The following is a 13227-nucleotide window of genomic DNA, read 5'->3' as shown; positions in this document are numbered from 1 at the left end:
GGAACGGAGGACGCCCGCCGCGTTCGCGGCCGGGACGTGGAGCCGCTTCGTCAACCGCATCGGCAAGCGCGACGAAGTCGACATGCTGCTCCATCACCTTGAGCGCATCACCAAGCTTGTTCAGCTTGGCTTCGCGCTCTTGGTCGGCAAACAGACTCGTCTTGATCATGAAATTAGGTCAGCAACGTGGAGCCGCTATGATGCCACGGCTGCGGCGGTTTTTCGAGGTGCCCTACAGTCTTAATACCGGCAATACGCCGATATAGTGCCCAGTCAATTATGAGTTACATCGTACAGCCAGCAGCCCAAATCGCTTCCCCACTCATTTAGTTGCCCGACTGCCTCCCCAAACGCCGCGTAGAAACTATTGAGCGAACCTTCGCATCCAACGCCCGATGTAGATACCTTGCACTTGATACTCTTGGAACGACTTCCACCAATCATCTCTAGAATTTCAACATTGTCGATTACTTGCATGACTACTCCTTGACAGGTTTTTAAGTAGTGCCGAATTGCACGACTTAGTTTTTTCCGGTTAATTACCAGACGAATTAACCAAATTACCTCTAATCATAAGAAGAATAATATGGCATGCAATCCCGCTTACTTGTTATTATTATCTCCAATCTTGCCATTCTAATTATTGCAAAATCGTAAATTCATTAGATATTCTTTAAGATTAGATGACCAGAGGTGCTGGACGTAATTCATGCATCTTGCCGCCATTTATGCCAACAACCCGATCCGCAGAGTTGATCGTTTCCGGGCGGTGCGCCACCATGATGCGCGTCAGTGCCATTGCACTCAAGGCTGCATTGACGAGCTGTTCGTTTTGAATATCGAGGTGACTGGTCGCTTCATCCAAGGCCAGCACTTTGGGAGATTTGTATAACGCGCGTGCCAAGAGAATTCGCTGTTTCTGGCCGCCAGACAAACTACTCCCCATATCGCCGACTAGCGTCTGATACCCCATCGGCATGGCAGCGATTTCCTCGTGTACAGCCGCCAGACGAGCGCACCGCGCGACACCCGCGTATTCACATCTGCTGTCGAAAAAACTGATGTTGTCAATAATGGAACCTGCCAAGAGAACATCATCTTGCATGACTGTGCCGACGAGTTTTCGATAGGCCTGCAAACCAAGCTGCCGAATCGGAATTCCATCGACCATCACCTCCCCTTCGGTGGGCGCAAGCAGTCCGAGAAGTATCTTGCACATCGTGGTCTTGCCACATCCGCTGGGGCCGACCAATGCAACGCTCTGCCCCGCCGGTATGTGCAGATTCACGCCATCCAGAATCCACGGTTCGCCGTCCGCATAGCGAAATTTCACATCGCGCAGGGTGATGCTGGGAGAAATACGGCTTAGGTCACTCTCCCACGTGATCGTGGGCTCCGCCGGCTCAAGAACGATATCGGATAGACGCTCGGCGTGCAGCCCAAGCATCTTCAGATTGATCAACATATCCACGAGGCTGACCATACGACCTGCGAATGTCGCCGCGTAACTGATAAATGCCATCAACATACCCACCGTCAGCGCATTGCGCAGCACCAGCCCCGCCCCAATGTAGAAAACGATCAGTCCTTGCAAGCCGATGATGGTACTGTTCGCCGCCTTGATCAGAATGGTGAGTTTTTCGGTCCTGGCGTCGCGATTGACGACATCCTGTTTGAGGTTTTGCCAGCGCGCCTTGCGCTCGGTCTCCCGCCCGAACAACTTGAGAGGAACGATAGCCCGTACGGTTTCCACAAAATGCGTATTTTCTTTTGCAGCGAGGATCAGGCGTTCCTGCGATGCGATTCTGAGCGGCTGGTAAAAAATCCATCTCAATGCCGCGTACAGCGCGACGCTGATGACAACGATCAGGGTGAGCTCCGCGCTGTACATCAGCATCATCCCCAACGCCAGCAATGCCATCAAACCATCCAAGACACTCTCTACAAAAACGCTCGTCAAGGTTTGCTGGATTGCGGCGATACTTCCGAAACGCGACAGCACGTCACCCAAATGACGTTTTCGAAAAACACTGCCGGCAGGCTGATCAGATGCGAGAAAACACGGGCCGACCACTGCAGGCCGACGTCGATACTCCATCTCATCAACACCATGCTGCGCGCGACACCGATCAGCGTCTGCGTTATCAACAAGAGAGCAAAGCCGACCACCAATATCTGCAGCAACTGGTGATCGCCACTGACGATCACCTCATCGATAACGTATTGATTGAACAGGGGCGAAACAAGCGCAAACACTTCCAGCGCAAGTGCAAGTGCAAACACTTGCAATAAGGCCCGGCGCAATCCCACGACCGGGCCGGTCAGCTGTTTGATCGACATCTTCCGGGTCGCGTCTTGTTGCTCGAATTGCGCCGTCGGCAAAAGTTCCAGTGCGATTCCGGTAAAGTGGTCCGACACTTCAGTCATGGTGAGAATGCGTTCGCCGACGGCCGGATCGAGAATGACGACGGTAATGATGCCGCGCAGGCTGCGCTTGATTTTCTTCAGTACGACAAAGTGATTCAGGTCCCAGTGCAGAATGCAAGGGCACTTCAAGGCACCCAGCTCTTCCAGCGCCAGCCTTAAAGGCCGCGCTGCCAGATGCATCGAGCCAGCGTGGCGCATTAGTTGAGCCAGGCTCGCGCCCTTGAGACTGATCGAAAAGCGCCGTCGTAAATCCGCAAGGTCGATATGACTGCCGAAATGGCTGGCCACCATGGCGAGACACGCCAGGCCGCATTCGCTCGATTCGGTCTGCAGGATAGTTTTCATCTCCGGCTCCTTCGAATTGACTTAACGCTGCGCCGCCGCCAGCAAAGGGGCCGCGATCCATTCCCAAATGCGTCGCCGGTCCTGGACGATATCCGCTTCCAGCGTCATCCCGGCACGCAGTGGCTGCACCACGCCATAGACATCGATGCTCTGGCGCGACAACTGTACTTTGATTCGAAACAACGCTTCGTTGCTGTTGCCCCCGGCGTGCTTTGTTGAGCATTGCTTAATATCGTGCTGGCCAGCTGTGGGGGAAGATCAGCGGGCGCAAAGGGCGCCTTGCTGATATCGACGATGCGCCCCTGATGCAGGCCGAATTTCTGATAGGGATAGGCTTGGTAACGGATCAAGACTGTCTGGCCTGCGGCGACAAAACCGATCATCCGGCTAGGTGCGTAAAGCTGGACTTCCAGAAGTTCCGCTTTTTGCTTGTCGTTCGCCTGAGGTATCAACACTGCCAGGGACTGAGCCGCGGCGACCGGTTGCCCGGAGCGGTAGGTAATCGTCGCCACCACGCCTGTCTGCGGTGCAAGTATCAGGCTGGTTTTCCGGCTGTGATTTTCGGCTATCTCCTGGTCGACGACGGCCTCCGAACGCTGCAATTGACTCGTTACGTTGTCCAGCTCGCCCACGCTGGTGGTACGTTCGGTAGCCAGGTTCAGCTTGCTCGCTTGCAGTTGCAGCCTTGCTCTTGTAAGCGTACTCATTCTTGCGCCAAGATCAATCAGTTCTTCCTGCTTTTGCTGCGTCTGTGCTGCCGAAACGAAGCCACTGCCTTGCAAGGTTTCGTATTTGGCCAAGCTCGACTTTGCGAGGTCGAGGCGCCGCTGCGCTAACGCGATTTCCTGATCCAGTTCCAGCGTCTCCGCATTGACATTCACCAAGCGCTCATCGATGGCGGCCGCCTTTTCGCGATGCTGCGCCACGCGAGTACGACGCTCGGATGCCAACGTGTTTTTCTGAATTGTTAACTGTTGAGCCACCAGCATGGAAATTTCTCCGCTGCTTCCCTGGCGTTCCGTCGACACCTCGAACAGCGGCTGCCCGGCGATAACGGCTTGACCTTCGTTCACGAAGCTGCGGGTCAGAATTCCCGTGTTCATCGCGGAGATCGTCAAGCTTCCTCCGACAGGCAAGGTCATGCCTGTCACCCGTGCTTTTCTGGTCACGGTGCCAAAGAAAATGTAGGCAAGCAGGCACAACGCAATGACCAGGGCCAAGCCTGCCACGATTCTCGCCGACATGGGCTGGGCGAGCCGAATGGCACCCATCCACTGATTGGAATGCGCTTGCGCCACCTCCTTGCGGAAGAATGTGTCGTTGACGGCGGATTGATATTCGGGAGGGGCGGCCTGCGGTGCATCCGGCGAGGCGCTACTGAGCGTGTTCTGGCAAATGTTCGACATTAGACAAGTCTCACTTCACTGCAGGCAACGCGCGTCGCCTTGCAGTGACACGGATTGCGTGAAGAAACGGAGTCTTACAGCCTATCGAACAAGCAGTCTCATATAATGACTTAACGTAAGCTTTCCCGACAATAAACTTAATGTGAGCTAGCTTGCGGTAAAACAGAAACTCATTCGCAGAATCGTGTGCTCATCGCGCTGCTCCGAAAAGGTAGCTGTGCTGGCAAAGCGAATTAGTCCCCGGCAAGCCGCGTTGAACGGCGCAAGGTCCACGCAAACGCCACGCCGGCCGAAGCGCCCGACTTCTTCTGCATCAGCGGGCTGTCTTCGTTGGCGGCACCGGCGTAACTCTCCAGACGCACAAAGCCGAACACGCGCACGTCCTCGTTGATCATGCGCGACGCGCTTGCGCCCACCCGGGTCAGCATCAGCCCCGCGTCGGACCGGTAAGCCGGCCGCCAGGACGTGGCGTACTGCGGCTGCACTTCGTAGAAGTAGCGGTTCACTTTCTTGTCCCCGATGACGACGCCCGCGTTGGCGTCAAAAGTCCACAGGCCGTCGGCGCTGCGCATCTCGAGCACCACCTTCGGTTCGAACGTGAAGCCCTGCGTGCGCACGCCGGCGCGCGCTTCGATCACGGCGCGCAGCGGGATGTCGAGGCGGATCCGGCTCGACGCACTCGGCTCGGCGATGCGCACCTTCAGGCGCGGACCGAATTCGAGCAAGGTGCCCAGGTTGGGCATGCCGGAGCGCGCCGCCACGTCATCGGAGCGGGCCGGCAGCGAGGCCGCCAGGCCGACATCGAGTTCGACCGCCTCGCGCTTGACCAGGCGCGCGCCGATGCCGGATTGGTCGGCGCGAAACACCTTGCCCCGGTAGATCAGGAACGGCAGCAGCAAGCCGCGCGATGAGCGGTCGGCCGAGCCGGGGTAGGCCGGCGTGGACGCAAGGCCGCCAAGGACGCCGGCTTCCCACAGCGGGAGCGCTTTGCTGTCGGCGAGTGCGGCGCTGGCCGCAATGGGCAGCGTCAGGAGAACTGCGGCGAATTGTGCGGCTGGTTTCATGCGGATGCTCGCTGTGGATGGCAGTTACGGCCAGATGGTTTGCAGCAGCGACGCCAGGTGGTAGCCACCCTTGATCAGCTGCGTCTTGGCCAGCGCGGAACTTGGCACCGGGTAGTTCGATCCCATCTCCAGCCCGAAGGTGTAGTAGGTCTCGCCCTTGCGGTTGGTTTGCTTGCCGATGGCACCGGGCGTCACGTCCGAATACGCCAGCTTGGACGCGGCCAGCGCATCGTCGGCCCACTGGTACGGCCAGCTGGTGGCGTCGCCCGTGTTCATCGCCACCACCGGTTTGCCGTCGATGACCTTCTGCGCGAACTGCTCCGGGGTCTTGGTGCTGATGCGGCGCATCGCGTAGTCGACCACGGTACTGTCCCAGTACGAATGGAACGGCCGGGTCGTCCACTTCTGCGCGCCAGGCGGCAGCGGCTTGGCTTCGCCCTCGATCAGCTTCGCGCTCAGCGACGTGAGCTTGTCGTCGTCGAGCAGCAGGCTGTTGCCGCCGCGCGAATCGTAGATATTCAGGCTGTCGACATCCTCGTGCTTTTTCGGCACCACGAATTTGCCATCCTTGCTCACAAATGCCGCGCCCACGTGCAGCGGCTGGTGGATGTCGCCGGTCATGTGCGCCACCAGCAGCAAGGCCTGGCGTTTGGTCAGTTTGTTGGGATTGAGCGCCGGGTCGGTCTTGCCCTGCAAGACGGCGATGGCCTGCTTGAGCGTTTGCACGATGTCGACATCGGCCGTGCCCACTCCACCGTCATGATAGTGCTCGTTCTGGAACGGGATGTCGGTGTAGTGATACTCGTTGTGGCGCGGGTTGACCGCCGTGTAGGCGTTCATCTCGGCGGTCGGCGGCGTGTAGCCGGCGCCGCCCTTGGCGCTGTCGGCCCACACGGTGATCGATTCGAGGCTCTCGCCGGGCAGCAGCAAGGCCGCCACCTGTTTTTCGGCGTTGCTGCCCTTGATCAGTTTTTCGGCGATGGCGCCGACCGCGCGGTGCCCTTCAGCGCCCCAGGCCAGCGCTTCCGCCGACACGAAGGCGCCCGCGAGCGCTATTACACAAGCCAGTTTCTTCATCATTGAGTTCCCTTGTTCGGTTTTGGATAGTCTTTGCCAATCTCGATCGGCGCCGCGTACGACGAGCTCCATGCCTGCTCGTGCAGCGCGCCGAGGCGCTGCGCCATCTTCTCGTTGCGCAGCACGACTTCGAGATTGCGCGACTTGTCGAAGTAGCCGCCGGCCCAGTTGCTGGTGCCGACCCAGGCCAGCTTGCCGTCGATTGTCATGGTCTTGCTGTGGATGACGCGCGCGAACGGAATCGGCCCGCTCGACGCCACCGGCAAGGTGACGATGCGCACCTCCACGTTCGGCAGCAGCGCCAGGCTTTTGAGGTAGGCGATGCCGGGTTGGTCGGTGTTCCAGTTCGAGACCATCAGCTTGATTTTCACGCCGCGCCCAGCGGCCGCGCGCACCGCGTTGTCGATCACGCCGTAGTACGGACGCGTGTTGTCAGGCCCGTAGCCAAGCGGCGCGTAATCGAGCAGCTGGATGCGCACTTCGTGCTTCGCATCGGCCAGCAAGGCCGGCAGCACCACTTCGGAATCGGCCACGCCGGGCGGATTGTAGGCCGCCGGGCTGGCGACCAGTTGCGCAGCCTGCGGCGCCACACTCGCTGACACCGCGCGCGGCACCGCCAGCTTTGAAGCCAGCAGCGACTGCGCCTGCCAGTCGCGCTCGAACACGGCCTGCACCTGCGCCACCATGGCGGCGTCGGTGATCAGCAGGCCTGTCTCGTGGATGTGGGTAAACGCGCGCCAGTCGAAATTCTGGCTGCCGATAAACGCCGCCTTCTTGTCCACGGCGAGGTACTTGGCGTGGATGATGCCGGTGCCGGTCAGCTGCGCGTAATCGAGCACGCGCAGCTCCAGATTGGGGATCTTGCGCAGCCGCTCCAGCGTGCCCGGATCGGACAGGCCGATGCCTTTCTTGTCGAGCAAAAAGCGGATCGTCACGCCGCGCTTGCCGGCCGCTTCCAACCGCTCGACTACCTTGTCGAACGGCGTGCCGCCCTTGCTGATGGCGTAGAACTGGCCGATCACGATCTCGCTGCGCGCCTCGTCGAACAGTTGCGTCCACACGGACGTACTGCTGCGCAGGTCGGCGTTGACGAGCGTGGTTTCCACCGGCGCGGTGTGCACCAGTTCATAGCCGGGGATGGAAAAGCCGGCCTGCGCCTGCGGTCCAAGGACCAGCGCGAGCAGTGCGGCGAGGCCGCGCCGAAGGAGCGTCATTGGACCGTTCCGATGCGGCCCGGAGGCGTGTCGCTGCCGGCCGGCTTGCCCGCCTTGTCCCGCTGGACCAGGAACTGCACCACGGCGTCGATATCGCGGATCTGCGTGTCGCGCTTGTTGGCGGCGGCGGCAAAAGCGGGGAAGCTGTCGCCGCCTTCGGCCAGGAAGTTATTGCCGGCCACGCGATAGATGGCGGCGTCGTCGAGCGCCTTGCCGTTCAGGGTGACGCTGTCGCGCATCACCCGCTGCCCACGCGGCGCGTCCTTGTTCCAGCGGTAGCTGAAACCGTCCGACACCTGCAGCACCGAGACGCTGCTCGCGCCCGGGCGCGCCCACTGCTGTTCGAGCAGCGCGCGGATCTGGGCGCCGCTCATGTCCATGGCCACGATGGTGTTCCCGAACGGGAGTACGATCTGCACGTCGCCGTAGGTGGCGGTGAGACTGGCTTCGACGTCGAGATCCTGGCGCATGCCGCCCATGTTCATGAAGCCGATCTGCACGCCCTGCGACCTGGTGGCGGCCAGCACGGCGTCGGCGATCAGGCCACCGAGCACGGTTTCGCCGCCGGGGCTTTCCTTGCGGTGGATCGAACGAACGGCCACGCGCGCCACCGGTCGCGCCAGTGCCGCTTCGCTGCGTTCCTTCGCTTGCTTGAGAAATGCCGACACGCGCGCATCGGGTGGATATTCGCCCGGCTTCATGATCACGTTGCGCACCGCGATGTCGCCCACCGCGCCGCTGGCCGGATCAACCATCATCTTGATGCGCGAGAGGACGTGGCCGCCCATCTCGCCCTGGGTTACCACGCGCCCGTCCACCTTGCACTGGAAACCGGTGTGCGAGTGGCCGCTGACGATCACGCGAATGGCCGGATCGAGCTTCTTGACGATGTCCACGACCGGGCCTTTGAGGGCGCTGCAATCGGGTTTGTCGAACGGTTCGGGCGTGTGCCCGCCTTCGTGGATCAGCACCACAAACACCTGTGCACCTTCGGCGCGCATGGCCGGGATGACGCGGTTGATCGCGCTCGCTTCATCTTCGAACGTCAGGCCGACGATGCCCGAGGCCAGCACCACCGAGGCGGTGTTGCGCAGCACGGCGCCGATCAGGCCAACCTTGACGCCCTTGACGTCTTCGATCCGGTAGGCCGGCAGGAACGGCTTGCCGGTGGCGTCGTCGATCACGTTGGCGGCTAGGTAAGTGAAGCCGGCGCCGCGGAAGTCCTTGCTGAACTGGCAGGCCTTTTCGGGACGCACCGATTCGCAGCCGCCGCGCTGCTGGCGCAGCAGTTCGGCGCGGCCGTTGTCGAATTCGTGATTGCCGACCGAGGAGATGCGCATGCCGGCCATGCTTAATGCTTCGAGCGCCGGTTCGTCGGCCCACATCGACGACATGGCGGGCGAGGCGCCAATCAGGTCGCCGGCGCCGACGAACAGCAGCTCCTTGTCTTCGCGGCGCCAGGCCTGGACGGCGGCGGCGATGGTGTCGATGCCGCCCGCCTGCGCGGTTTGCTGGCCGCTGGCGTGGATGCTGTTGTACTGGAATTTGGTGGCGTCGAGGTGGCCGTGGAAGTCGTTCAGCGCAACCAGGTTGATCTCGATCGGGGCCGTCGGGCGCGTGGCGCAGCCCGCCGACAGGAAGGCCGCGGCGAGCGCGGCGCAAAGGGGCCTTGAGAATAGTGTCATAGGTAGTAGGATAACCGAAGAGCGCAGCCCGCAGCGGACGCCAGGCCCTCTGGAATGTATCGGGAATGTATCGCGCGGGACGAAAAAAAACGGCCAGTGTCGCCACCGGCCGTTCCTCGAATTACTCAGCTATGCATCAGAATTCGTACTTGACGGTCGCCTGGATGGCCCACTGCGATTCGCCCTTGGTCTGGCGAACGTCGAGCGATTCGACGTTGTCGCGTACTTTGTAGATGTACTTGCCATTCGCATCGAGACCGACGTAGTCGACGAAGCTGCGCGCCTGGGCGCCGGCGCCCTGGAAGGCGACTTCATTGATACGGCCCCATTTCTTGTTCAGCAGGTTGCCGACGTTGAAGAAGTCGAGGCTGAACACGGCCTTGTTCTTGGCGAACAGGCCTGGCAGCTCCTGGGCAATGCGCATGTCGAAGCTGTTGGTCCATGGCGAGAAGTCCGTGTTACGGCCAACCACGCCGCCAGCGGCTTTCTTCAGCACGCTGTTGCTGTTGACCACGCTCCAGAACTTGTCTTCGTTGACAGTGCTGCCTGGCTTGTCGCCGTGGAACACCACCTCGCCCGAACCTGGCGCCGACGGGATGTACATCAGGTCGTTACCACCGGAGCCGTCGCCGTTCAAGTCGTTGTTGACGGTCCAGCTGTATGGCTTGCCCGAACGGCCTTCGTAGAACATGCCGAAGCGCGTCTTGTAGGCGCCGAAGAAGTTCTTCTGGAAGTTGACGATCGCGTTCACGCGGTTCTTGACCAGGTAGCTCGAATTGGCGTTGACTTCTTCGTTCGGATTGAATACCGAACGGCCGGTGAAGTTCGAGTTCGAGGTCGACGAGGTCAGTGGCGAAACTTCCTTGGCGTCCGTGTAGGTGTACGCCATCGACCAGCCCAGGCCCGAGGTCATCGGACGGCTGATCGACATGGTGGCCATGCCGCTGCCGCCCTTGTCGGTTTTTTGCGCCAGCAGCACGTTGGCGAACGATTCGTTGCTCAGTGCCTTGTTACGCAGGCCGCCGCAGGTGGCGCCGCTGTTGATCACGTTGCCGGTTGCGCTCCAGCACAAGGGGTTGTAACCCTGGCTGGTGTAGAACAGGTCGCGGCCGTCGCTGCCCTTGCGGGTGGCGGCGCCGAGGTTCAAGTTCTGGTAGTAGATCGCGTCCTTGGACTTCACGTGCAGGTATTCCGCGGAAAAGACCAGGCCGTACCATGGCAGTTCCATGTCGAAGGCGACGTTGGCTTTCCACACCGACGGCTGGCGCAAGCCTTGCGCCAGGATGTCGACGTTGGCCGCAGGCGCGGTCACGCCGGCGAAGTTGGTTTTTTGCTGGTCCGGATCGGCGCTGAAGATCGTCGCGCCGTTGCAACCTGCAAAGTTACCGGTGCCGCAACCGACGGTGGTGGTGGCCACGCCAGGATTCGAGAACGGGTTCGACAGCCATACAGCGGCGGCGTTACCCTGGAACAGCCCGGCGCCACCGCGGATTTGCATCTTGCGGGTGGTGTCGAGGTTGTAGTTGATGCCGAAACGCGGCTGTATCAGGTTCTGGCCGTCGAAGGTGTTGGTGTTGTCCAGGCCATAACCGCCGCGTTCGCGCGCGCCGGTCAGCACATTGCCTTCGATTTTCGCCGCGGCGATGGCGTTGTTGCGGCGCGGACGGTCGCTGATGCGGGCGGCATCGAGACGTACGCCGGCGGTCACGGTCAGGCGTGGGCTGATGGTCCAGGTATCCTGCACAAACGCGCCGTAGTTTTTCAGCGAGAAGTCGGCGACAGCGTCGGCCAGGTTCACGCCAGGTGCGGCAACCTGCACCTGGTACGAGCTTGGACGGCCTTTGCTGAAGTTTTCCAGGATCGCCTGTTCAACCTGGGCCGGGGTGGCGCTGCCGCAGGTGATCGCGCCGAAGCTGTAAGTCCAGGTATTGCTGCTGTTCTGGCAGCTGAACGAGTAGTTGCCGAAAATGTTTTGCTGGAAGGCGTTGTAGACCTTGTTATTGGTGTAGTCGGTGCCGAACTTGACTTCGTGATCGCCCAGGGCCCAGTTTGCGCCCAGGTAGATGTCGTCGGTCTTGGTGCCGAGAACGTTGCGGTGACGGCTGTTTTCGGTACCGAAGTTGAGCGAGCGGTTGGTGGTCGGCACCGATGCCGGCGTACCGTCCGGATTACGGCCGGACATCGACAGGCTGATCGACGGCAGGCGCGAGTTCAGGGTCGGCACGCTGTCGTAGTCGCGCTGCGATACCTTGAATTCGGTCGAGAAGTTCGGGGTCCAGTCCGAGGTCAGCTGGGCGACGAAGGTTTCGATCGACTTGTCTTGCGCATACCACTGCGAGTTGAGCGACAGGCCGGTGGCGGAAATGCCGGCGAATTGCGGCTCGGACTGCGAGGTCTTCGAGTAGCGGAACATGGCGCGGTGGTCGTCGTTGATGTTCCAGTCGACCTTGACCAGCGCATCTTCCACGTTCAGCTTGGCGCCGCTCGGTACATCGGTGGTGCCGGCATTGATGCCGAACCTGTCCTTGGCGATGCTCTGCGCGTTCGAAATGAACGCTGGCGTGAGGCCGACGTTGGTCAGCGAGCTGCCCAGCGGGCCGAAGGCCGGCGCGGCGCGGCTCGATTCGAGCTTTTCGTAGTTGGCGAAAATGAACAGCTTGTCCTGGATCAGCGGGCCGCCCAGCGTGAAGCCGGCGGTGGTGTCCTTGGACGATGGCGGCGCGTAGTAGGTGTTGTTGGCGTTGTTGTAGCGGTCGCCGGACATCTTGTCGTTACGGAACACGTAATAGACGCTGCCCTTGAGGGTGTTGGTGCCGGACTTGGTGACGGCATTGATGTTGCCGCCGGTATAGCCCTTTTGCGTGACGTCGTAGTTGGCGACATTGACCTGCACGGTCTGGATCGCTTCGATCGAGATCGGCTGCTTGGCAGTCGGGCTGCCGTTCGCTTCCAGGCCGAAGGTGTCGTTCACGGCCACGCCGTCGATGGTCAGCGAGTTGTAGCGCGAGTTCTGGCCGGCCACGGAGATTTCGCCGCGTTCCTTGTCGGTCTGCGCCACGCGCGGGTCGGCACGGGCGTAGTCTTGCAGGTTGCGCTGGATCGATGCCTGGGTGGCGATTTCGGTCGAGCCCAGGCTGGTGCCGGAACCCATGTTCGATTTCGAGAATTTTTCCGAACGGGCAGCCGAACCGGCGATGGTCACGGTCTGCATCGGCGCGCCCAGGGTGGCGTCGACCGATGCGGTCTCGGCCAGCTGGATGAACACGCCTTCGCGTTTTTCGGTGATGCCGTCTTTGGTGATGATGATCGTGTACGGACCGCCCGAACGCAGGCCGCGTGCCACATAGCGCCCTTCGCCATCGGTGACGACATTGCTGACGGAACCGGATTCGGCGTGGACGATGGATACGGTCGCGCCGCTGGCCGGCTTGCCGTCGGCGGCGGAAATGCGCCCGCCGATGGCCGACGTGGTGTTCTGCGCCATGGCCGGCAAGGTCGCCAGCGCGATCGATAGCGCCAGCGCCAGCTTGGTGACCTGCATCCGATTATGTTTGATCATTGTGTAACCCCAAAAAAAGACATGTTATGGTGAAAGGCGGCGAAGCCTTTCCTCTGTACTTTGTTGCAAATCTGCGCTGGCGGCGCGGATGGCGCCGCCACGAAAAACCAGTCGACGCCATGCTGAGCCGTCGTTATTGCTGTCCTTCAGGTCCGTCGAGCGAGCGCGCCCGACCGCGACAATGTCCTGCGCAGCGCGCAAGTCTACTGATTGAATATGTCACCAGCATGACCAAGTGGCGACTGGCAAGATTGCTTCGTGGATCATCCTCAGGCAACTATGCAGCAGTGGCGGCGCGGCTGACAAATACCATTTCGTTTATGCATTTATATATCGATCATATAAATTCGTGCATAAAGTAGTGCTAGATGGGGTTCCTGAGGCGTGTTTCCGGGCTTGTGGCCTTGGCGGGATTATAAATCCTACGTTCTGAGGTGAAATCCTTTCATA

General features: G+C 60.6%; 7 protein-coding genes and 1 pseudogene. All 8 read right to left on the bottom strand.

The features are described from left to right. Positions 1-273 precede the first annotated feature (273 nt). Positions 274-477 (bottom strand): hypothetical protein, encoded by a 204-nt coding sequence (locus F2P45_RS03875; protein ID WP_166870680.1) that lies wholly within the window; start codon positions 475-477, stop codon positions 274-276. A 202-nt stretch (positions 478-679) separates the two neighbouring features. Beyond that, positions 680-2772, bottom strand: a pseudogene (locus tag F2P45_RS37195) (peptidase domain-containing ABC transporter). Positions 2773-2876: 104 nt separating this feature from the next. Then, positions 2877-4178: an HlyD family secretion protein gene (locus F2P45_RS03865; protein WP_166870677.1), complete on the bottom strand. Its 1302-nt coding sequence runs from the start codon at positions 4176-4178 to the stop codon at positions 2877-2879. Positions 4179-4411: 233 nt separating this feature from the next. Beyond that, positions 4412-5242: a MipA/OmpV family protein gene (locus F2P45_RS03860; RefSeq protein ID WP_166870675.1), complete on the bottom strand. Its 831-nt coding sequence runs from the start codon at positions 5240-5242 to the stop codon at positions 4412-4414. A 24-nt stretch (positions 5243-5266) separates the two neighbouring features. Further along, on the bottom strand, positions 5267-6319 hold the full coding sequence (locus F2P45_RS03855; RefSeq protein WP_166870727.1) for a S1/P1 nuclease: 1053 nt from the start codon (positions 6317-6319) through the stop codon (positions 5267-5269). Then, positions 6319-7533, bottom strand: coding sequence for a phospholipase D-like domain-containing protein (locus tag F2P45_RS03850; RefSeq protein ID WP_166870673.1), 1215 nt, complete (start codon positions 7531-7533; stop codon positions 6319-6321). Before F2P45_RS03850 ends, F2P45_RS03855 begins: the two co-directional genes overlap by 1 nt. After that, complete coding sequence (locus tag F2P45_RS03845; RefSeq protein ID WP_166870671.1) at positions 7530-9218, bottom strand: bifunctional metallophosphatase/5'-nucleotidase; 1689 nt, start codon at positions 9216-9218, stop codon at positions 7530-7532. Before F2P45_RS03845 ends, F2P45_RS03850 begins: the two co-directional genes overlap by 4 nt. 136 nt (positions 9219-9354) lie before the next feature. Beyond that, the gene (locus tag F2P45_RS03840; protein WP_166870669.1) at positions 9355-12777 is read right to left on the bottom strand and encodes a TonB-dependent receptor; all 3423 of its coding nucleotides are present in this window, start codon (positions 12775-12777) and stop codon (positions 9355-9357) included. Between the last annotated feature and the right edge of the window lie 450 nt (positions 12778-13227).

Source organism: Massilia mucilaginosa, assembly GCF_011682145.1.
Classification (GTDB): domain Bacteria; phylum Pseudomonadota; class Gammaproteobacteria; order Burkholderiales; family Burkholderiaceae_D; genus Telluria_A; species Telluria_A mucilaginosa.
Note: the sequence above shows the minus strand (reverse complement) of the source record. Positions and strands in the feature narration are given on the sequence as shown.